Origin of the sequence: Vibrio sp. SCSIO 43009 (genome assembly GCF_023716525.1) — a bacterium.
GTDB classification, from domain to species: Bacteria; Pseudomonadota; Gammaproteobacteria; order Enterobacterales; family Vibrionaceae; genus Vibrio; species Vibrio alginolyticus.
In genome coordinates this window covers 517326-539669 of record NZ_CP071843.1, presented here as the reverse complement: position 1 = coordinate 539669, position 22344 = coordinate 517326, and the positions used below count along the sequence as shown (strand labels likewise).

Genomic DNA, 22344 nt, shown 5'->3' with positions numbered 1-22344 from the left:
GGCTTTTTAAATTATTTCGCCAGTTTTTTAATAACACGAGCAAAAACAGAAGCTTTTTTCTTCTTCGCTTTACCGTAAAGCGCTTTGTGCATCGCGTCTTTTGCAATCATCTGGCCAATATAAGCACCACCAAGTTCGTTACCCATGACCTTCTCCTGAATGTATTGACTTAACTATGTTGTAATTTTACACCACAATTAAATAAAAACAAGACTCCAGTCACATTTATTTTGTAATTAACTTTCAGTTTGATTTTCGTGGATTTCTTGAAATGAGCGTCTATCGCTTAGGTTGTTGGTATGTTTTACCCGCTGCGACGTACGTATCTTTCTGTTTGATTTCAAAGAATGTTTCAAAGAACCACGCAGCAAACTTGATCAAGTGATCGCCTTCATTCATGACGTGCTCTACGTATTCTTGCTCTTCTCCGGACTCATCTTCTTGAGTGGTAATATGGTAAATACGTTTCTCACCATCAACTTCTGCAAGGCCAAACTGACCCGTTAGGGATTGCGCCGCTTGTGCAACTTCTTCTTCCTCACACGCCTTCAAGATTTCAAGTGCCTTTGGCATGCTTTCTTGCTGAGTAATTTCTTTTACCAGTGTTTCAAATTCGTTTTGTTGCATTCTTTCACCTAACGATTAGAGATCGGATAGCCATTGGGCAGAAATGTATTCCAAGCTTGAGAGAAGTATCAAGGTTCGCCCTCTTCCTTTCAAACCAAGTCATTCAGTATACACAACAGGCCAGACTTAATTTAGCTGCGCATTTTAGAAAGCCGACCTTCTGGTTGCAAGTATATTCAGATGGAAGTTTCTGCTTGAACCGTCCCTTCTGGCACTTTACGAAATTGGCTTAGTACAAGAACAAAGCAAGAAAGTAACGCAATAAACAAATAAAACACCCCAAGCTGCTGCTGATTCGTAACCCATGAGTCTACTAAGTACCCACCAAACAAACCTGCTAAACACATTTGAATAGAACCAGATAGCGCAGAAACCGCGCCTGCCTGTTGCTTATGTGGGGAAAGTAGCAAACTGATCGATACCGGGAATGACATTCCTTGAGCAAAACTTAAACACGTGAATGCCGTCAGCAATGAAAATACACTGAAGGGGGTAACCAACAACATGAAGCCTGCAACAGCAACAATCGCGAAACTCATCAGCAAGATTTGCTGAGCTTTGTAACGAGCATTGATCAAGTTCAGCACTAAGCTACCCGTCAGCAAACCAACTGATGGTATGATCATCAAAGAGCCGTAATCTGCCGCCGTTAATCCTAACTCTTGTTGCATTAAAAATGGATACAAGGAGAGAGTAACCAGAGCCGATAAATAACTAAGCCAGTTGTAGCTCGCACTACCAATCACTTGTGTATTCGTTAACAGACGCAAATAGTTCGCGCTTACTTCGCCTACTTTAAATTTTCTCTTCGGATAAGGCAGCGTTTCTGGCAGCACCAATAAACCAAGTGTAAAAATTGCCATTAAGTAAATCAGCACAAACACGAAGACAGCATGCCAACTCAGGTGAAAAGCGATCCAGCCACCAAACAGCGGAGCAATAATTGGCATCACTGAAGCAGTGACTGAAATATAAGATAGCGCTTTGGTTAGTTGCATACCGTCATAACTATCACGCAGTACTGACCGACCAAGTACCGAAGCGCTGCCCGCTCCTAGGCCTTGCAGTAACCGTCCCGCTTCAAGGGCAACAATGTTGTCCGAAAACGCGATGCAAATAACCGTACCAACTAAATATACACTTTGCCCCAGAATAAACACCGGCCGACGACCAATCGCATCAGACAATGGGCCGTAAAAAAGCTGAGAGATACCGAAGCCAACGAGAAATAGCGTGACGAGATTCTGAATCGAATGTTGCGGCAAATTCAAGTCATGACCAATCAATGGCAAAGAAGGAAGATAAATACTAACGCCAACTTGGCCTGTGGCAATGATCATCATCGCTAATAACAATGGTGTTTTACGCAAACGTTCCTCCTACTTTGTGACAGATTGATGGCAAACAGTGTATATTTGATACTCAAAGATGATAATCAGCTAAGTTGGAAAGGAATTAATTCCCAAGGAGATACAATGGACTGGATTCAAAGCGTGAAGAGTTATATTCGTGTGGTCGAAGAAGGTAGCTTTAATGCCGCAGCGCGGAAACTCAATACCACCAGCTCAGCTATCAGTAAGCGAGTTCAATGGCTAGAAGATAAAATTGGCGTTCAACTACTCAAACGTACGACCCGCTCAATTAGCCAAACTGAAGCTGGTGCTCTGTTTTATCAACGAGCAAAAAGTCAGCTTGATTCATGGCAATCGGTATTAGATGAAACTCGCTCAGTCAACCAATCACCAGCGGGGCTATTAAAGATTGGGGCAACGTTGGCCGTTGGTTCTAAATTTCTAGTTCATTATCTTGATGATTTTCTTGATAAATATCCAGACATCACACTTCAATTAACAACAACGCTACCAGGTCAATTGCCAGAGCTAAGCTTAGACCTGTTTATTAGCCGGGAATTAGAGCAACTGAACTCTCTGAGTTTCAAAGCCACTGCGCTTTTCGAACATAAAGCCCAGTTTTACGCTGCGCCTAGTTACCTAAAAAAATACGGCACCCCACAATGCGTTGAGGATCTGACAGAGCATAATGTCCTGATTTGGGGAGAAAAACCCTCACGAGAAATCAAAACAAATCGAGGCAAACGTATCAGCTTGTCCGGTAACTTTGCCACGACCAACCCAGAAGCGCTGTTTCATGGTGCCAAAAGAGGCATGGGTATTTTGATGACGAACAACGTCATGATCAAAGATGACCTCAAATCCGGCGCGTTAGTCCCTATCCTGCCCGATATCACAGCGGATAAAGCCACTGTATATGCCTACTATCCAAAGCTGGATTATCAGCATACCCGAACTAAGCTATTCCTCGATTATCTCAAATCACGATTAGAAGAGGAGAAGCGCGCCTAGCTTAGCGTTTTTATCGCTATAGCTTTAAAAGGTTCAAGCATAAAAACATGAAAATAATGATTTGTTCGTTCACAAAATTTGAAAAATCTGCCTTAGTAACCGATAGTTTATTTGATGCATATCAAATAATAATTCGTCGTGTCTTACACGATATGTAAATAACAACGCTAGGTGAAATGCTCAATGGGTCAGGTACAAATCAGTTTCCACAAAATTGATGAGATATTGAAGCTAAACGGCACGGCTCAGCTAAACCGAGTCACGCTAGATATTCATCAACACTTGCAGAGCCATTGCACTTGCGTTGTAGAAGTTGCGCATCTTCAGCATTCGGCTCATACCATTTCCTTCGCCAGCAATGGAAAAATTACAGACAACCTAAGCTACCACCTTTCAGGCACCCCCTGTGAAAAAGTGGCGAAAGACATTGGCGAACATATTTTCTATCAAGACCAGGTATACAAGCGTTTTCCTGAAGATCAGATGTTTCAAGAAGATGGCATTCAAGCTTACATTGGCCTGCCATTGAAGACACAAAATGGCGAAGTTCTGGGAATTTTACTGTCTACCTTTACCCGAAGCATCCACGCGAAAGAAGCGCAAGATATCCTCGACTTCCACCGATTTTATGCCAATGTCATTATTCATAGCTTACGTGAAAAGTGGGTCAGTGAACGTTCAGATAAGCTTCTTAATCAGCTTAGCTATGAGGTATCGCATGATAACCTAACTGGACTGCTCAACCGTAGCTGTTTAGCTGATACCTTGGAGACATTAACGCAGCAGGCGACTCGCCCATTCAGTTTGGCGTATCTTGATATCGATAATTTCAAATCGATCAATGATATCAACGGAAACTATATCGGCGACCAAATCATTAAGTTCACAGCTAACGCCATTCAACAGAGCTTGTCGTCGCCAAACAATGCGTTCCGTGTTGCAGGAGATGAATTCGCCTTCATCACGTACGACGAAGATCCTGTCGCCGTGTGTCAGGAAGTACTCGACAAAATTGAAAGCGGCTACAGCGACAAATCTAACCGGATTTCTTTCACCGTTAGTATTGGTATTGCACGTGCCCCAGTACATATGTTGAACAGCGATGAGCTGATTTTGAATGCCAGTCTCGCTCTCAAAGATTGTAAAAAACACCGCGATACACGGATTCAGCATTACGACACACACCTTAGTGCTTTATACCACCGTAGGACGCAGCTTATTGAGGCAATGCGAATCCAGCTAAGTACTGATATACAAGACAGCGATGAGTTGTATGTAGTGGTTCAACCGATCGTCGATATCACGAGCGACCGCTGGAATTACTTTGAAATTTTGACTCGTTGGAATAGCAATATCTATGGAAATATCTCTCCAGCGGAGTTCATTGAAGCTGCCGAACAATCAGGCCTGATTATCGAGTTAGGTGAACGGATTATTGAACTCGCGTGTATCGCAAAGCAAGAACTCGAAGCGAACCTAGGCTATAAAGTCAAACTCTCCATCAATTGCTCAGCGTATGAGCTGGTTGATTCCAACCGTTATATTAATCACTTAACCAACATGGTTGAAAAGTATCAGCACGAAGCAAAAGACTTTGTTATAGAGCTCACCGAGACCGTCTTACTCTCACAAAGTGGCCGTGAACAGATGGTACTTAACTCGTTGCGATACTTGGGTTTTAAAGTCGCACTGGATGATTTTGGTACGGGATACTCAAGCTTGAACTATATACACAATTATCCAATTGATAGCATCAAAATCGATGCTACCTTTGTGCAGAACATGCTCTCAAATACAACCTCTGAACAAGTAGTGTTTTTGATAGCGCAATTGGCAGAGCTGCTTGATGTGGATTTGATTGCCGAAGGCGTAGAAGACGATAGAGCACTACAAAAGTTAATTGAAATGGGCTGCCACTACATCCAAGGTTATTTTTACTCTCGTCCACACAGTGTTGAAGAAATCGTACACCTGATAAATGAACGTGAAGTGCGGAGTGCCTAACGTACTGAACAGACTGCTGTCATAGAATTCAAATCTAGTTAATGCACAAAGTAAAAGAGACCAAGCTATGCTTAGTCTCTTTTTGTTTTTTAAGCGAAGTACTTTATTACAGCACTGCTTTCTCTTTATCGCGTAATAGTCTATCCATTTCATCTCTGTTCGCGACAAAAGTAGCCATCTCTTTCTTAGGAACAGAACTCGCCATTGGGATATTTGCTCGCATAGCGTTAACTGGACGGCCGTATTCAATCAACTCATAGTGAAGGTGTGGCCCAGTCACTCGACCTGTTTTACCAGAAAGACCGATACGCTGGCCTCGAGAAACCTTTTGCCCTTTCTTCACCAAAATCTTACTTAGGTGTAAGTAACGGGTTTTGTATTTGCTGCCGTGCTCAACAACCACGTAGTTACCCGCATAGGGGTGTTTACGAGTCATGATCACTGTACCATCACCAGTAGAAACGACTGGTGTACCGGTTGGTACAGCAAAGTCAGTGCCGTTGTGCGGCGCAACACGCCCCGTTACTGGATGTAAACGATTAGGGTTGAAGCCAGAACTGATACGCCAACGGCTACTTACAGGGTAACGCTGGAATGCGCGCTGTAAGCTTTCACCTTTGGCATTGTAGAATTGACCATCAGTATGAAGGTAAGCGGTGATCTCGCGGCCGCGATTATAAATCTTAATCGCCTCAATTTCGTTCTTACCTGTTGGTACACCATTGATGCTTTGTGAGCGACGAACAACTTCAAATCGATCACCTGCACGAAGGTCACGTCCAAAGTTAAGTTGTTCTTTGAGTAAGCTTACGACTTGACTCACTTCCGCCGACGTTAAACCTAAACGACTCGCAGAAGAAGAAAAACTGCCTTGAATAACGCCAACTAAAGGTTCTTGGCTCCACACGCCAGGAATGGAAATATCAGTAAAGTCATAGCTACCATCACTATTCAGCTTGTAGACCACTTTATCTGCAATAGAAAATTGCAGTTCCATTTTCGCTAACTCGCCTGTCGCATCATCACGCCAGAAACGGAGCGTATTGCCCGGCTTAAGTGTATCAAGTGCCAAGTAGTTCAAATCCGTTTCCATTACTTTCATTAACGAGCTGTAACCGAAACCGAGCTGACTAAAAATAGTGCTTAGGTTGTCACCTGCTTGGATTTGATATTCGAAGTTCGGGGGAGTGACAACTTCGGCAGTTGTCGCATCAAGAATTTTTTCAACGACCTGAGATTCAGGTAGGTTCAATGCGATGGTTTTGGTTAAAGATGACTCTTTGAGAGAGTGAGAAACACCAATCGCAACTAAAACTGGCAAGGAGTATAACAGCAGCGCTCTACGACTTGTCAGATTCGGCAACCGTCTTGTAATTTCATTTGTAGACACGGGAATTACTATCTCCTTTCAAACAAGGCTCATAGCTTATGCATTCCCGAATAAGAAATCACTAGGAAATTTCGAGATCTAGCGCAGAAAATACTGAATTTTTACAGAACTCAAAAAAAATTCATCACTGTTGCATATGTAAGTTATTCCCTACACGCTGTAATGTGGATGAATTGAATTGATTTGGCGTGTCTGCCATTGCTTGATCGTCACCGTGCGCTAAATATGAAAGCGTGATAGTTGTATCACTTTTCCATTCGAGCTGAGTAAATTTCACGCGGTCACCAACAAAAATACTGTCTAAAAGGACAACTCGGCTCGGCACGGGGTCAAACTTGAACAAGCCAACATAGTTAAACGAACCGCTACCTTGTGTCGTTACAATCATCGGTGCAACAACCCATGAAACACCTTCAATCTCACGCTGACTAATCGACGCAGTTGGAACAAGTACCTGACCTTTCGTCGCACCTGCATCATAGTCACCTATCAAATAGCCGTTTTCTTTATCCCACTCATCAAGAAAAGTGACCGCACCCTGCTCGGGGACTTGTATCGTCCAAGGATTACGTGCAGTGATGCCAAGCGTCTCTTGCACAATAACGTTAGTTTCTACTTCTGTTTGAGGAAACTTAGCCATGATCTCGTCATCAGACAAACTAAAACGATAAACACCTGCGATCACAACCACAACTAATAAAACGATTGGAATAAGTAGAATAAGTGGTATCGGCAGGATTTTTTTGTGAGTCATGAAGAGTTCCTTGTTTCAAGGTATAAACGAAAAGCGAGTATACCATTGTATACCCAAATGATTTCACCTCTTCAAGTGTTTCAAAATTAAACTAAACTGATTGTATCCAAATAGTTTCAAGTCCAGAGCTCATAACGAGCTAGTGACACAAGCTCTGTGCTCTAGGTCTATTGGTGTATTGGTGTATTGGTGTATTGGGACAAATAGGTAATCACGATGACAAAAACCATTCATACATGCGAGTGCGCCTGCGGTTTAGTTGAGATCCGTTGTAAGGGAGAGCCCACCCACACGTCTGTCTGCCATTGCTTCGAATGCCAAAAACGAACTGGCAGTGTTTTTGGGGTACAAGCTCGCTTTGAAAAAGAGCACGTCACTTTAAACGGTGAAGTCACTAACTATACCCGAATTGGCGATGATGGCGGTGAGGTTCAGTATGACTTTTGTCCATCCTGCGGCACGACAATGAGGTTGTTTGTTTCTGCATATCCAGAAATCATGATCATTCCCGTCGGTCTATTTACCGATAAAGAGTTCCACCAACCTACGGTTTCAGTCTATGAACAAATGAAACACGGGTGGGTGAGTTTCGAATGCACAACGGAACACATCTGCTAGCAAGCAATCCTCGTTCACGTATTTACTTTGGCTCGGACAAACACCCTATAAGTGAGATTTTTTTGAGAATGATCAATCGAGTTTTACTGTAAAGGGTTTCGTAACTCGGTGTGAGCGTTATAATCGGCTCCTAATATTTGGTGGGGGTTTATTGTGATTTCCAGACTTCCTCGTTGGGTGGAATATGGCGCGTTTCTACTAGCTCTTCTCGCGGGCTGCGTCAACGCCGTTGGTCTTCTCGGCTTTCAACACCAAGCGATAACTCATCTTTCGGGAACCGTAACTCAGCTAGGGAACAGCTTGCTAACAGGTGTGGATAGCTCCATTCACCTGCTCTTCATCGTATTTAGCTTTTTGATTGGCGCTGCCTTTAGCGGCTTTTTTATTGAAAGCAGTGCGTTAAAGCTAGGACGAAGATATGGTGTTGCACTGTGCATAGAAGGAAGCTTGCTCTTACTCAGCTTGGGCTTTTTGGTGCAAGGGGATTTGTACGGCCAATATCTAGCATCAGCAGCATGTGGATTACAAAACGCAATGATCACCACGTTTAGCGGCGCAGTAGTCAGAACCACACATATGACCGGAATCATCACCGATCTAGGGATTATGATTGGAGAGAGCTTGAGAGGTCGTCAATTTGACCGACGTAAAGCAAAATTATTCCTATTCATTTTCTTTGGCTTTTTGTTTGGCGGCGTCGCGGGAGCGGCTCTATTTACGGTATATGGTTTATATACGCTGGTTTTCCCAGCAATATTGGCTTTTTCTACAGCTCTGATTTACTGGAGTTACCTATACATACTTAGCCGTCAACAAAAAGCATAAAATTTCGATCCGATTGAAGCGACATACTTCAATCGGATTTGGCTCAATAGGTTCACACTGCAACGGTACAAGAAACGCTGAACGGCATTTTGACACTGCTAAAAACCTTAGAATAGATAAGGCTAACTGAATTTCTGGCTAAGAAGTTAGTCAGATCAAAATCACATTTGTTTACCATTTTATTATTCCAGTCACAATGCGCCCCATAATTCACTGCGCAATTCGCCTCTCGTGCTACAATTTTCTAACACACGCAACATATTCGCATACACTTAGACGTTATTTGACCAATTACCCGACAAATCGGCTGAATAACTAGATGTATTTAATGAATAGTATTGCAATGGATGCAGTTTGCGGGTACCCTCCGCAAAACTGTGATTAAATACGGATGTTTAGTGAATATTTATGTCATGGAAATGGCAAGTATTGACTAGTAGTAACACGAGACAACTATGCATAACACCACTAATGCTACTGAAGCTCCTAAGGGCAACTTTTGGATGTTTTTCATCCCTTCCCTAATTGGTCTTCTACTCTTTATGGCTCCGATCTCTTACGATGGCGGCCTAACCATTCCCGTTGCAGTGATGGCAAAAGTCATCCCAGCGGTGTTAGGCGATACCTTGATTGCTATCGTCACCAGTATCATCGCTTTCATGGCCGTTGCTTCTGTTCTTTGCAAAATTTTTAAGCCAGCTGCAATTTTACGTAATGGTTTTTTAAACGGTCTCTTCAACCCATCTCCACTTTGGCTCGTTGTTCGTTTAATCGGCGGCGCTGCCGTGTTAATGACGTTTTTCCAAGTGGGTCCAAAAGCAATTTGGGAAGAGAACACTGGCGGGCTTGTTCTTACTGGTCTCCTACCTACTCTGTTTGCCGTTTTCATTTTCGCGGGTTTACTGCTTCCGCTTCTTTTGAACTTCGGTCTTCTGGAGCTATTTGGTGCGTTACTCAGTAAAATAATGCGTCCGGTATTCAACCTACCTGGCCGCAGTGCAATTGACTGTATGGCATCTTGGTTAGGCGACGGAAGTGTTGGTATCTTGCTAACCAGCAAGCAATACGAAAATAAGTTCTATACTCAGCGTGAAGCGGCTGTTGTCGGGACCACTTTCTCAGCAGTATCGATCACGTTTAGCTTAGTTGTTATCGCTCAGGTAAAACTAGAGCACTTATTTTTGCCTTTCTACGGCGCTATCTGTCTAGCTGGTATCGTAGCTGCGATTGTCATTCCTCGCCTGCCTCCGCTTAGTCTGAAGAAAGATCGCTACATTGACGGCAGCAACCCTGATAAAGACGCAGATGCAGTGCCAGAAGGCCACACCACATTCTCTTGGGGTATGGATCTAGCTCTTAAGCGTGCTGGTCAAGTCACATCGGTTCAGTCTGTATTTAAAGAAGGCGTACACAACGCAGTCGACATGGTATTTGGCGTATTACCTGTAGTGATGGGTCTTGGTACCGTTGCATTGGTGATTGCAGAATACACACCTGTATTTGCAATTCTGGGTCAACCGTTTATCCCATACCTAGAGCTACTGCAAGTCCCTGAAGCTGTTGCAGCATCACAGACAATCGTTGTTGGCTTTGCGGATATGTTTATTCCAGCAATTTTAGCGGCCTCAATCGATAACGAAATGACACGTTTTGTTATTGCAGCAATGTCAGTAACTCAGCTTATCTACATGTCGGAAGTAGGTGCCCTACTGTTAGGCAGCAAAATTCCAGTAAACATTGTAGAGCTCTTCGTAATTTTCATTTTACGTACGTTAATCACGTTACCTGTGATTGCTGGCGTTGCTCATCTTATTTTCTAAAATCGAGACGTCAATTAACAAAGGCTCCGCATCGTCGGGGCCTTTTTTATACCTAAAACTCCGTCCACATTAGGCTTTTAGTAAAAAGCTCATAATTTACAAAGACAAAACTTCAACAAAACACCTGTCAGCACCAACAAAATTTTCATCACCTCACCTGTAAAGCCAGTTAATGCCACTGTTTGTTAAGCAATTCTTTTCATTATGACGATTTCATTAATTGAGCTCGCAAACATGATCACACTCACAAGTTTTAACGTAAATTGTCGGTTTGTTTAAATTTAGTTAAAAAAGACGACAAATGAGTTCATGTTTTTGACAAAGATGTCGATAAAAATATAACCAAACACAATAGGTTTCTCTTTACGCCCAATTCGCTCGGTTTAAAAGAGGCGAAAGCAAAGTGGAACCAACCGGGAGAATCAGAGGAAAGCTCATGAAATTCAGACATAAGGTTGTCACAGCCTCTTCATTTTTGCTGCTAATTACCGTGTCGTTATTGTCGACACAACAAGTTATGACCATCCGCTCCCAAACTCAGGAGCAAATCGACTCAAGTGTAAACGAGATATTGACCAGTGTTGGTAACACTGTGCAATCAGAAATGAATGCAAAGAAGGATCTCGCTCGCTCCATTACTGAAGTGATTGAGCTTGATCCCAGTTCACATAGCTATGTTCAAAACATACTTGAAAGACCGACGCCAAAAAGCAGCTTCCTTGCCATCGGTTTTGGTTATGAAAGTAATGGCTTTGTGATTGAAAATGACGACGGCTGGGATGCGGGTCCAGACTACGACCCACGTCAGCGTCCTTGGTTTATTGCAGCTAAGAGCAAAGGCGATTTGGTCGTAACCGATCCGTACGTCGATGCGTCTTCGAAAAACGTTATCATCTCTGTTGGTACGCCAGTAAAAGAAAATGGCCAGTTTTTAGCCGGTATGTTTTATGACCTCGAATTAACTACCCTTTCTGATCTGGTCAACCAAGTGAATCTGTTTGATGCTGGTTACTTATTTCTGATCACCGCTGATGGCACAACCATTGCTCACCCTCAAAGTAAGTATAACGGCGAGAAAGTCGGTAGCTACCTCCCGCAAATCGAACTTACGCAATCAGCACAACATGTTGAGATTGATGGCAACCGCTACATGGTTAACCTGACTCACATTCCTGGCGAGAACTGGTACGTAGGTTCGGTGATCGATGAAGCTGTTGCCTATTCTGCCGTAGGAGAGCTTCGTAACAACGCTATTATTTATTCAATCATTGCCGTGATTGCATCTATTATCGCCCTAACTCTGTTGATTCGCACTCTCATGCGTCCTTTGGACACGCTAAACAATGCGATTAAAGATGTAGCATCAGGGAAAGGCGACCTTACACAACGCCTCGAAACAGATACTGACCAAGAGTTTTCTGAGCTTGCCACAAACTTCAATACGTTCATGGAGAACTTACAACAGCAAATCATTGAGTCGAAACGTATTTCTGATCAAATTTTAAACGGAACTCAAATCACCGCTGAGGGCGCAAAAGACTCGGCAGGCGCAATTCACACTCAGCTGCAAGAGCTAGAACAACTTGCTACCGCGATGCATGAGATGTCTGTCACCGCGACAGAGGTTGCTAATAATGCGCAAGGTGCGGCAAGTGCAGCTAAAGAAGCCGACCAAGCAACGGTTGAGGGGTCTTCTATCGTTGGTGAATCGACACAAACGATAAACATGCTTTCCGATAGCATTGACCTTGCAGTCGAAGAAGTACAAGTGTTGGAATCTGCTACCGCCAATATCGAAACGATTCTAAAAGTCATCAACGATATTGCGGACCAAACAAACTTACTCGCGTTGAATGCCGCAATCGAGGCTGCACGTGCGGGAGAATCTGGCCGAGGCTTCGCCGTTGTTGCAGATGAAGTACGTACACTGGCACAACGTACTCAAGAGTCGACAACAGAGATTCGTACTATGATTGAGCAACTACAATCTGGCGCTTCATCTGTGGCAAATGCCATGCATCAAAGCAAAGGTAGTGCTATAGAGGCCGTTGAAAAAGCGGGTTTAGCAAATAGTGCGTTACAACGCATTCGTGACGCGATTCAGCGTATTTCCGATATGAACTTGCAAATTGCCTCAGCAGCGGAAGAGCAAAGCCTTGTCGCTGAAGAGATCAACAACAATACGGTGAATATTAAAGACCTATCGACTCAAGTCGCCGAATCGGCAAATCGAACCAACGACGCGATGCAGGCGCAACAAGAAGATGTACATAAACAAGATCAAATCTTAAATAGATTTACTGTCTAACACTCATCTAAGCAAAAACAGCGAGCACCGGCTCGCTGTTTTTGTTTTTAACCCTCAACCCTAGTATTGGTCGATGTTACATGTGCCATGTTGTTGCTATTAAGCTCAACATTACAAGAACGCCGACTATGTGCCCTTTCAAGTTTAATTGAACTCGACATGGATATAGCGATCATTAGAACGGCGATAATAACGGTCGTCCACTTTTAGATAAGTGAAATCTCCAATCTTTATGTAGGTACTATTCCGAGGAATTCGGTCATGGTAATAGTAACTGCGCCTTGGTCGTCTGGTCTCCACATAAATAACGTCACGATGTTTGTGTTTATGCTTGTGCTTGCGCTTGTGTTTATGATGGTGGTGATGAGCATGATGGTGATCGTACCGATGTCCATGCTTATGCTTCGGGTCAGCCACCGCTTCTGTACTCAACACACCTAAAGACAACATAACGCCAACCATGGCAAAAGATAATTGCTTTGACACAACAGAGCCTCTTATTCATATCAACATCGATATAATAGAAGGGTGAATCACTGTACATGTCAGCCTTTCGCTAAGGAGTTTTACTAAAAAGTCAGCGCTAACCGTGATTATCAGAGAAACGTCAAACATCACAAATGCTGATGACTTCGAGTGGCCTGGGTTCGGCTATGAATACAAAAAAGCCGCCCGTTTGACTACGAGCGGCTCAGTTTTTAAATAAGCTAGCGTGATTTTATACTGCTTGGGCAAACAGCAAGAAACAGCCGAATAGGAAGATCATGCTCATTCCCATTGCGCCGCCACCAGCTTCATAAATATTGTCATCTTCTACCGGCACTCGGCGCACTTTCATGGTCATTGATAATGGGACAAAGACCGCGAGAAACACAAGAATAATCCCCGCGTAGCTGAGAATAGCTAGGAAGTGTTCTGGCGCAAATACAGCACCTAATAGTGGTAGCACAAAAGTAGTAACAAAAATCACTGGCTTACTTGCTTTCAGTAGGTCTGCATTTTGATCATATAGCGCCATTGCAACACCTAAGAACGACGTTAGCAGTGCCAAACCAGTAAACATGGATAGGATGAACTCTAAGCCCTCGTATTGCTGACCTAGTACCGAGATCAACTCTGTTACGTTGGAGTATTGAACAAGCTCATGAGGTGGTAGATTGCCGACAACCGCTAACAACCATAATAGGTAACAAACAAGCGGAATAGTTGAGCCCACGATAATCATATTACGCAGCTGTGTTTTACTCGCTTCTTTGTTGTAAGTTACAAGCGATGGGATCACGACCATAAAACCGAAACTGGTGAAAAGCACCGAACTGGTTTTGATAAGTGCCATTTTATCGTCGCTCACAACCTCATCAAGTCCTTCAAACGAGACGCTTGGTGCAAGCGCAAAAAGTGTCAGGATCAGCGCTACGATCATGCCTAGGAACAAACCGCGATTAAGCTTATCTACTACCCCTGTACCTGCCGAAACAATGATACCAACTAAAAGAGTAAAACCGACTTGGCTTGCGATCGTGGATGTTGGAAGCCCAATTGAGGCTGTTACTTTTTGTACCAGATCACCCGCACCAATGATGTAAGCCATTAATAGACAAACTAACAGGGCGTAAAGCAAGCTGTTGGTTACCAACTGGCCTCCTTTACCAAGCGTTTCGCGAGCAATTGCATTCATGCTCACACCACCACCTACTTTGCAACTGGCTTCAAGAAGGAGCAGCGCAGCATAAGTCGTTCCAGCCCAGATGAACAACATAAGAAGAGTGCCCCAAAGGAGGCCAAATTGAGCAAGCACCATTGGTATAGCAAGCATACCAGCGCCAAGAGCAGTACCTGCAACGATCAGGGAGCTGCCGACAAGTTTTAGGTTCACGGTTAATACCTCTAAATTCAATCCGTTAATTTCTCGCCAGTTGTGCTTTAGCTAAAGCACACAACAAAACGCTCCGACTTAGTCAAAATTTGGTTACAAGAGCACTATGTTACAAGAGCCCTGTATGGCTAAGAAAACATGCAACAAAAGGTGGTTAATCATTTGCACATGAACACTTGAGAGTCGTTTTTGGCGATGTCATCGTTGATGAAATGTGCGCAACTTTGGGTTCGAAGCAAAATTGTTCATCTTAATTCATCAACCCCATTCGTTATGAATGGATTTGGTTCGAAAAGATTGTAAGGCATAAGCAGGACGATTGAAAAGCAAAAGGTCAATCTTATAGCGATATATTTTAACAACTCTTATCTTTTACCTAAGATGTGTTGTTTTTTTCGTCACTAATTAGTCTTTTATCGCTTAAAGAGAAGGCAGAACGTGCTCAATGGCTCAATTTGGCTGGGTGTACAGATTAATTTACAGTTTAAGTGAAGGTGTTAGATTCCAAGGACGTAGCCTAGATCGGACAATATCGCTATTATTCGCTGCGTACCGACACGTTCGGTTCACATACCTCTAAACACTGATTTACGGTTCGAAAATATAGGTAAATGAGTGTCCGAATGCTGGGTGTGGTTCCCCAGCATTTGCATCCTTTCTTTTAGATGTCATCAATTGATCGAAATTGCATAAATCTTGTATCGCCCGACTTTACGGCTGTGTTAATACGCTTTATCTAGCGCACCAATGATATAAGTTAACACTGGAATACCCATATCGGCGACCTGCTTCTCAGTCTCACTCATATTTTCATGCGCCACCCGCAGCTCTACTTCACTTATCGACTCTTTGTGAAGGTAAAGCTCTTTGTAGTTCATCAATCGCTGTTGTGACTGTTGAATCAGTGTCACAACATTCTCTTTAGTCTCACGATGTTGCTGATCAATTTCACTAAGTAAATGATCTAAAATGCGTTGCATTTTGCGAATAGAAGCTTTCGTTTCTATTGATTTGTATGATTGATACTTTTCCATTGAGTTAATAACTGACTAAAATATTTACGTTTTTATAAGACAGTTATTTTTATACTGATTGCAAAGCAGGTAAATATGTGGTGGTTAAACTGGTCCACTTCTTGCTCCGTTTAGGTCAAAACTGTCCTTTCAGGAGAGCACATGCAGGTAGACCCTATAATTCAAGCACTGATCGCAAGACGAAAATCGAATGGCCTCTCCCGTGAGCAAATGGCAAACATCGCTGGAATGAGCGTAAAAACATATCAAAGGATCGAGCGCGGAGAGTCCGATCTTAAACTCTCACAATATCGTGCCATATTGCGTTCGCTTCATTTGACTGACCTAGATATTGCTTTAGATGTACGTGATGTTCAGCATGTCACAGCAAATGACCTAACGGCCGTGGCGAGATTGCTCTCACCGGAAGCTCAGTCCCTGCTCGTTCGCCTATTATCGTTAGTCCTTGAACAAAAGAACAAGAAAGGTGATTAACGACATTGCTCATACCCAAACGATGAATGCCCTGTTGAGCGTTGAAACATGAATCGTTTAGACAAAAAAACTCGTCAAATGACGAGTTTTATTCTTTATATCAGTCCGTTACTCTAGGCTTTTCAATTCCGATGTATCAACGCCTTTTATTGCATCTTTCGCCACTTTATCAGGATCAAAGACATCACGTTCTTCATATGAATTATCAATCATGCCTTGTCCTATCGCGGTCGCCTGCTTTTGTAACTTGTTACCCTCTACCTCACCAGCATCCCAGCCTTGTCGATAATCTGAGTCGGTTTGATACCTTGTTTCGTCCTTAATATAGTGTTCAAAATCATTCCCTGCCTCTTGCATACCACTATGCCGACCGTCATGAAAGCCTTGGATATAAGCTTCATCATAACCGCTCTCTTTTAACGCGCTGTCACTCGTACCACAGCCTGAGAGGAGAACAAAAAATAGCGAAACGAATACCCTATGAAACATATTTAGGCCTCAAAGCTTTCAAATAAATTAATCATAGTTCGCGATTTCAACTTCTGCTTACTTCAGGCTATTAGATAGCATTGTGACTCGACGAAGCCTGTGAACTTGAGTCCCTACAGTGAGTACAAAGCTGGACAAAGCATCACACCTACTGATAAACGTTATACTCACGCGCGTTTAATACTTCCATCGCCAGTGCTTCATCATCTTGCTCAGCTAAACCGCTAATGCCAATTGCACCGACGACTTTCTCCTCTTGTTCTACAGGTACACCACCCATAAAGCCAGTGATCTTTGGGTCAGTCCAATAACTCAACTGCTTACCTGTCTCACGAGCCCAAGCGCCCAGATTGCCACTAGGCTGACGGTCTCTAGCCGAGGTGTAAGCTTTGTTCTGTGCCAACAAACCTGCTTGCACACTCACATCATCCATTCGGGCAAAACCGAGCAATTCTCCATGTGTATCAACCACGGCAACCGCAATGTTTTGCTTGCGAGCAGTCGCAATTTCCAATGCCGTTTGAATCAGAGTTTGAACTTGTACGTATTTCATTTTTCTCTCCTACGGGATCTCATGACCAAGGGTTTTCTCGAACAAGCCATACCAATGGCTACGTGATAGCGTGACGTTCTCTACTTGAGCACAAGCGCGAATACGCTGTGGGTTTGCAGTACCAATAACAGGCTGAATTTGGTTTGGATGACGCGTCAGGAAGGCTAAAACAATCGCTTCAGACGACACGCCATATTCAGCTGCTAGCGCCATTACCATCTCCGCCGTCTGTCTGGTGTTGTGATCATCAGAATGTAAACCACGCTCTGAGAATCTTCCTTGCGCCATACTGCCCCACGCTTGCAGTTGGATATTATGCTTACGGGCATGTTCCAGTGTTCCCGCAACGTAGTCAGATTCCGACGAAGGAAGCCCCATGCCTTGCTTAATAAACTCAGACTTAGCCAGACTCATTTCCAACTGGTTCGCCACAACAACTTCGCCCGTTGCTTGTTGAAGAAGGTCAATTTGAGCACTGTTCATGTTAGAAACACCGAAGTGGTTAACTTTGCCAGCTTGTTTCAGGGCTTTTAGCGTTGTGCCCAGTTCTTCAAATTCAACCAAAGGATCAGGACGATGCAGCATCAAAACATCAAGATTTTCCACGCCAAGGCGTTCAAGAATGCCCTCAACAGAAGCCGTCACCCATTTGGCAGAGAAGTCATACTGCTTAACACCTTGCTCATCTCCTAGACGGATGCCGCACTTTGATTGCAGATACATTCGTTCTCGTAAGGTTGAGTCATTGGCTAAGATGCACCCAAACGCTTCTTCAGCCTTACCGAATTTGTAGATATCCGCATGATCAAAGAGATTGATGCCAACCTCTAATGCTGCCTCTACAGCGGCATAAGCTTGGTTTTCATCTTGGGCGGTTAATGGGTTGCGATTCCACTCCCCTCCAAGTCCCATACAGCCGAAGACCAAGCGGCTAACGTTAGGTAAGGTTTTGGCGAGCGGTAGTGTTGGATTGTTCATCGTTATTCTCACTTTTCCGATTTCTGCATCTTCAATTTCTTAAATTAACTCGAACCATCTTACCGTTCGTAAAAATTAGTTTAATACCGTAAAATCGAATTCATTATCCTCGTTACCGAACAATTAAAGCGAGCAATAAAGATGGCAGATTATAAGAGAATCGAAAAACTGATGCTGTTTGCTGAAGTGGCTCAAACACTCAACTTTTCTAGAGCAGCAGAGCAACTTGGTATCTCTAAAAGTTACCTGTCGGAACAAATCAAGCGATTGGAATCGGAACTCGCCACGCCTTTGATTGTTCGAACCACACGCAGCGTGAGATTGACGGCAGAAGGTGAATCGATCTTTGCACAAGCGGAAGATCTCAAACGCCGCGTAATGGAAATGGAAAAGAGTTTAAGTCAGCAATCTGAGCAAGTAGACGGTCTGATTCGTCTTACTGCTCCCAAGATGTTTGCCGAAGCGGTGCTGCATGATTTGTGTGTGGCGTTTCGCGCTTTACATCCAAACGTAGAGTTCGAGATTCTTTCTAGCTATCAAGCGTTTAATCTGACGGAAACCAGCGTCGACTTTGCGTTTCGAGCAACAAGAACGCCGCCCGAGAATATGATTGCGCATCACCTTTTGGACTACCACCACTGGCTGGTTGCCTCTCCTCAGTATCTGCAAGAAGAAGGTACGCCAGAGACGTTAGCAGATTTAAAACAGCATCAATGCTTAACCACATTGCATCAAAAAGAGTGGCCGTTAAAAACGGGAACAGTTCAAACCCAAGGTTGGCTTTCAAGCAATGAAAACCGCTTACTCAAAGAATCAGCCCTGTCTGGCAATGGCATTGCTCGGTTAGCAAGTTACTTTGTCGAACAAGACGTTGAGCACGGCCGTCTAGTGCAGGTTTTATCGGAAGAAACCGACCACCAGCACAACGCGGTGTACTTGGTGTACCCACAACTTATCTATCAATCGGCGAAAACCAGAGCCTTCATTGAATTTGTGAAGCAGCACTTTGCTCAATAACTAAAGCAGTTAATCCGCCGACCACACCGAGCGAATATCTGGCCAACCCCAGTTAGTAAGAGCGACGTCTTCTAAAACACCTTGGAAACGCAAAGTTTGTGTATGGTGGAACATGGGTGCAATCCAATACTCGCTGATCAACGTCGATGCAATTGGCTCCAATGCATTAAGGTAGTCCTCAAGTGGAACGAAAGATCTGACTCTCTGTAGTTGTTCATCTAACCATTTTGCGTTCTTTTCTCCCAAAGTGTGGAATAGCACAGCGTTGCTGAAGAAGTTCGTGAACGCAGAGGCATGACGATTATCATCTAGGTTTATGTTCGTTACGACCATTGTCTCATTTAGCTCACCGTTCTTAGCCTTCTCGTTCAGCTCACGGTAGGAATACATAACAATTTCTACTTTACTGCCAACACTCGCCAAACGATTAGAAATAGCCCGCGCACAGCGACGCAACGCGGTATAGTTATATCCTGCTATCGTAATGTGTTTAGGTAACTTAAGCGGCTCACTGAACGGACGGAGCACTGGCTTCCAACCTGGTAGCAGGTTATAAGCGGGTATACTCCCAAATACAATATTCTCGCGGCGCATCACTTCGGCCAAGCGCTCAGGTTGAATTAGCTCACTAATATAACGGCGCTGCGCTAAAGAGAGTTTGTGCTTAGCGTGCTGATTAAATAAGGCGAATAAGCAACCATCTTCTATTCGACTACGCTTGCTCGCCGATGAGTTTTCTCGGTTTTGCGTCGACATATAGTGTCCACACAAATCCTCCTCGGGCGAAGTATCCCTTTGCAACGTATTTGCTGCCAATGACGGGTTCTCCATTTGCTCGTCATTAACAATCCAGATAGTCACCAAATCCGTTAGAACTCTACATGCATAGTAACCATTAAATGCTTGCAGTTTTAAACGACTTTCATTGTGCTCGACAACAGAGAATGGGCCACTTCCGACCACCAGCTTGTTATTCGCTACGTTAACTTGGCTTACTGGTTGAATGCCGTATTTCACACCAGAAATAAGTCCAGCAAAGCCCAAGTCAGCTCGATTAAGCTTAAAAACAACCTTCAATGGCGTTGGCGCAGTAATGTTAGCAACATGTGCCAACTCTTTTTCGTAATACTGTAGTGAACTCAATTTTGCAAACAAGCTAACCACTGTTTCTGCATCAATGGAATTACCATTATGAAAAGTCAGACCTGGACGAAGGTAGAAAGTCCATTCGTAGGTGTCTTCGTCATAACGCCAGTGATGTGCGAGTTCTGGTTGCACTTTCCCATTGTGATCACTCGAAACTAAGCAACAATAGATTTGCCTTAATAAGAAACGTTCGCTGCTACGCTGAAGTTGATGTGGAACGACGCGCTCAAACATTCGCTTATAGGTTAATTGAATATTGAGCTGTCCTTCTTGAACAGAAGCACCAGACGTTGTTTTTAACAAACGGCCAAATGCCATTTCGTCTTCATCTAATATCGCCAGTGCTTTTTCATACTTGCCTAACTTGATACGTTCAAGAGCCAAGCTCTCTTTTAAAACGTCTAACTCCATATTCAGAATAAGAGTCGATCGTTGATTCCGCCCAGCTTTCGGGTGCCAGCTCAACCACGCCTTCTGCTGCATCTGCGTTAGCAGGCTACGAGCATGCCGAGAAGAAGTGAACATGATGTCGGCAATGTCCTGTAACGTGGTTTTTGTTTCATCACCAACGCTAAACGAGAGTAATCGTTGGTAATAGCGAAACAAATTGAGATCAGACACTGAATCAACCTTAGATCTGTGAAGTTTGTGGATAGGAATAGTTTACTTAAGTTGGCGGTAATAAAATAAGAAAACTTCCTAATTATCTGTTCCCCTTTTCCACAATTAACCTCCAAATTCGGCTTTAAAGCCCCATATATTTACGTTATTAGGAAAAAAGCCAACAAAAGCACTCTCTTTTTTATATCCCCTTTTATACACATAATTTACTCGTCAGCGTAAAGGAGGAAGAAATGAAGAAGCCAATGATGGCGTACTTTTTTCAGCAACGCCTAGCTCAATCGAGTAATAAAATAGAAGTGATGACTCTGGTCTATCTTAACGATATGTTCCAGTGGTCATAGCCTAACCTCAAGCAGAACTTAGCTCCTGATACTACACCCCCACTTCGTTGTATCTTAAGTTCTGCTTTTTCATCTTTTGCACTCTAATACCTTATTGCAGGTTACTAAAAGTTAACTAGTTGAAACACCGCAAAACAGAGTCTACATTGAAGTCTCATCCCCCAATCGCTTTGTTGAGAAAGGGGCATTCATGGATATACACCACCAATTCGGGAGTCAATATGGCAACTTCAGTGAAACTTAAAGCGGGCGACAGCTTCCCTCATCTTCAAGCCACTTTGCTAGATGGTTCAAGCGTAACGTTGGGTCAGCCGCAAGGTGATGCGACTTGGCAAGCAGTATTCGTTTATCGTGGTAAACACTGCCCTCTTTGTACTAAGTACCTCAACGAGCTTGAGAGTTACAAACAGGCTTTCGCTGATGCTGGCGTCGATATTCTTGCCGTTTCTGGCGATTCAAAAGCACAGCTAGAGGGGCATCTAGAGAAACTCGAAATCAGCTTCCCTATCGCTTACGGCCTGACCGAAGAACAAATGAAAACGCTAGGCTTGTATGTATCTATTCCTCGATCTGAACAGGAAACCGATCATAATTTCGCAGAACCAGGTCTGTTTGTGGTGAATGAACACGGCGACTTACACGTGGTGGATATTTCAAACAACCCGTTTGTTCGCCCTGAGCTTGGCGCACTATCACGCGGATTGGCATGGATTCGCGATCCAAACAATAACTACCCTATCCGTGGCACATTGGATTACTAATATCTTCTACACCCAAGTAAACTTTCTATCCTTAAATAAGCTAGGATTCTTGCCTTGGTGAGAATAACTTAGAATGCATATCAGATCCGTGAGATCTGATATGTATCAACAAGTTGGAAATAGAGTCCTTGTTCATTATACAACGCCTTGATGAAAAACAAGATCAGTGAAGCCCAGGCTCCCCTCAAACAACGTTAGTTATTTACTTCTAAGTCACTTTCACGATAAATACATGAAATTAAGACTAAAAACTTAGACTTAACGGATATATAAATCATAACGGTACCTACACAAGTAGTTGGCTAGCGATTATTATCCTATTGCAACTCAAAATTGTGCAAT

21 protein-coding genes are annotated in these 22344 nt (G+C 43.4%); 9 read left to right on the top strand and 12 right to left on the bottom strand.

From position 1 onward, the window contains the following. Positions 1 to 11: 11 nt before the first annotated feature. From J4N43_RS24570 to J4N43_RS18070, 3 genes are all read right to left on the bottom strand, one after another. Positions 12 to 146: a hypothetical protein gene (locus tag J4N43_RS24570; RefSeq protein WP_017635854.1), complete on the bottom strand. Its 135-nt coding sequence runs from the start codon at positions 144 to 146 to the stop codon at positions 12 to 14. A gap of 133 nt (positions 147 to 279) precedes the next feature. Then, on the bottom strand, positions 280 to 627 hold the full coding sequence (locus J4N43_RS18075; RefSeq protein WP_005375501.1) for a hypothetical protein: 348 nt from the start codon (positions 625 to 627) through the stop codon (positions 280 to 282). A 176-nt stretch (positions 628 to 803) separates the two neighbouring features. Beyond that, positions 804 to 1997, bottom strand: coding sequence for a multidrug effflux MFS transporter (locus tag J4N43_RS18070; protein WP_017821607.1), 1194 nt, complete (start codon positions 1995 to 1997; stop codon positions 804 to 806). A 105-nt stretch (positions 1998 to 2102) separates the two neighbouring features. Here J4N43_RS18070 and J4N43_RS18065 point away from each other — a divergent pair, with 105 nt between their 5' ends. Next, positions 2103 to 2990: a LysR family transcriptional regulator gene (locus tag J4N43_RS18065; protein ID WP_025768470.1), complete on the top strand. Its 888-nt coding sequence runs from the start codon at positions 2103 to 2105 to the stop codon at positions 2988 to 2990. A 183-nt stretch (positions 2991 to 3173) separates the two neighbouring features. Then, complete coding sequence (locus tag J4N43_RS18060; protein ID WP_005375494.1) at positions 3174 to 4994, top strand: putative bifunctional diguanylate cyclase/phosphodiesterase; 1821 nt, start codon at positions 3174 to 3176, stop codon at positions 4992 to 4994. 106 nt (positions 4995 to 5100) lie between these two features. On the opposite strand, the gene shyA is transcribed toward J4N43_RS18060, so the two are convergent. Then, positions 5101 to 6384, bottom strand: coding sequence for a peptidoglycan DD-endopeptidase ShyA (shyA, locus tag J4N43_RS18055; RefSeq protein WP_025768471.1), 1284 nt, complete (start codon positions 6382 to 6384; stop codon positions 5101 to 5103). Between the two features lie 124 nt (positions 6385 to 6508). Then, positions 6509 to 7138, bottom strand: a complete 630-nt coding sequence (locus tag J4N43_RS18050; protein ID WP_017635850.1) for a hypothetical protein — start codon at positions 7136 to 7138, stop codon at positions 6509 to 6511. Between the two features lie 216 nt (positions 7139 to 7354). Here J4N43_RS18050 and J4N43_RS18045 point away from each other — a divergent pair, with 216 nt between their 5' ends. The 4 genes from J4N43_RS18045 (at position 7355) to J4N43_RS18030 (ending at position 12709) form a co-directional block, all read left to right on the top strand. Continuing rightward, complete coding sequence (locus J4N43_RS18045) at positions 7355 to 7756, top strand: GFA family protein (RefSeq protein ID WP_158159394.1); 402 nt, start codon at positions 7355 to 7357, stop codon at positions 7754 to 7756. A gap of 153 nt (positions 7757 to 7909) precedes the next feature. Continuing rightward, positions 7910 to 8581: a YoaK family protein gene (locus tag J4N43_RS18040; protein ID WP_005375484.1), complete on the top strand. Its 672-nt coding sequence runs from the start codon at positions 7910 to 7912 to the stop codon at positions 8579 to 8581. Positions 8582 to 9036: 455 nt separating this feature from the next. Beyond that, a complete protein-coding gene (locus J4N43_RS18035; RefSeq protein ID WP_005385171.1) occupies positions 9037 to 10401 on the top strand; it encodes a YjiH family protein in 1365 nt (454 codons plus the stop codon). Positions 10402 to 10837: 436 nt separating this feature from the next. Next, positions 10838 to 12709: a methyl-accepting chemotaxis protein gene (locus tag J4N43_RS18030; protein WP_025768473.1), complete on the top strand. Its 1872-nt coding sequence runs from the start codon at positions 10838 to 10840 to the stop codon at positions 12707 to 12709. A 144-nt stretch (positions 12710 to 12853) separates the two neighbouring features. On the opposite strand, the gene J4N43_RS18025 is transcribed toward J4N43_RS18030, so the two are convergent. The 3 genes from J4N43_RS18025 to J4N43_RS18015 all read right to left on the bottom strand — a co-directional run bounded on the left by J4N43_RS18025 (position 12854) and on the right by J4N43_RS18015 (position 15619). Further along, complete coding sequence (locus J4N43_RS18025; protein ID WP_080276968.1) at positions 12854 to 13195, bottom strand: VPA0510 family protein; 342 nt, start codon at positions 13193 to 13195, stop codon at positions 12854 to 12856. A gap of 232 nt (positions 13196 to 13427) precedes the next feature. Continuing rightward, positions 13428 to 14585 (bottom strand): amino acid permease, encoded by a 1158-nt coding sequence (locus J4N43_RS18020; RefSeq protein ID WP_005385167.1) that lies wholly within the window; start codon positions 14583 to 14585, stop codon positions 13428 to 13430. A gap of 722 nt (positions 14586 to 15307) precedes the next feature. Beyond that, positions 15308 to 15619 (bottom strand): hypothetical protein, encoded by a 312-nt coding sequence (locus J4N43_RS18015; RefSeq protein ID WP_031780946.1) that lies wholly within the window; start codon positions 15617 to 15619, stop codon positions 15308 to 15310. A gap of 141 nt (positions 15620 to 15760) precedes the next feature. On the opposite strand from J4N43_RS18015, the gene J4N43_RS18010 reads away from it, so the two are divergent. After that, entirely contained in the window at positions 15761 to 16093 is a 333-nt protein-coding gene (locus tag J4N43_RS18010; RefSeq protein ID WP_031780945.1) for a helix-turn-helix transcriptional regulator, read from the top strand. Positions 16094 to 16201: 108 nt separating this feature from the next. Here J4N43_RS18010 and J4N43_RS18005 read toward each other — a convergent pair whose 3' ends face one another. The 3 genes from J4N43_RS18005 to J4N43_RS17995 all read right to left on the bottom strand — a co-directional run bounded on the left by J4N43_RS18005 (position 16202) and on the right by J4N43_RS17995 (position 18113). Next, the gene (locus J4N43_RS18005) at positions 16202 to 16582 is read right to left on the bottom strand and encodes a hypothetical protein (RefSeq protein WP_031780944.1); all 381 of its coding nucleotides are present in this window, start codon (positions 16580 to 16582) and stop codon (positions 16202 to 16204) included. 148 nt (positions 16583 to 16730) lie between these two features. Beyond that, positions 16731 to 17135, bottom strand: a complete 405-nt coding sequence (locus tag J4N43_RS18000; protein WP_005385161.1) for a GlcG/HbpS family heme-binding protein — start codon at positions 17133 to 17135, stop codon at positions 16731 to 16733. Positions 17136 to 17144: 9 nt separating this feature from the next. Next, complete coding sequence (locus tag J4N43_RS17995) at positions 17145 to 18113, bottom strand: aldo/keto reductase (protein WP_053307849.1); 969 nt, start codon at positions 18111 to 18113, stop codon at positions 17145 to 17147. A 141-nt stretch (positions 18114 to 18254) separates the two neighbouring features. On the opposite strand from J4N43_RS17995, the gene J4N43_RS17990 reads away from it, so the two are divergent. Beyond that, entirely contained in the window at positions 18255 to 19130 is an 876-nt protein-coding gene (locus J4N43_RS17990; RefSeq protein ID WP_053307850.1) for a LysR family transcriptional regulator, read from the top strand. Positions 19131 to 19139: 9 nt separating this feature from the next. Here J4N43_RS17990 and J4N43_RS17985 read toward each other — a convergent pair whose 3' ends face one another. After that, on the bottom strand, positions 19140 to 20897 hold the full coding sequence (locus J4N43_RS17985; protein ID WP_053307851.1) for an SgrR family transcriptional regulator: 1758 nt from the start codon (positions 20895 to 20897) through the stop codon (positions 19140 to 19142). A 565-nt stretch (positions 20898 to 21462) separates the two neighbouring features. Here J4N43_RS17985 and J4N43_RS17980 point away from each other — a divergent pair. After that, positions 21463 to 22002 (top strand): redoxin domain-containing protein, encoded by a 540-nt coding sequence (locus tag J4N43_RS17980; protein ID WP_005385152.1) that lies wholly within the window; start codon positions 21463 to 21465, stop codon positions 22000 to 22002. The last annotated feature ends 342 nt before the right edge of the window (positions 22003 to 22344 follow it).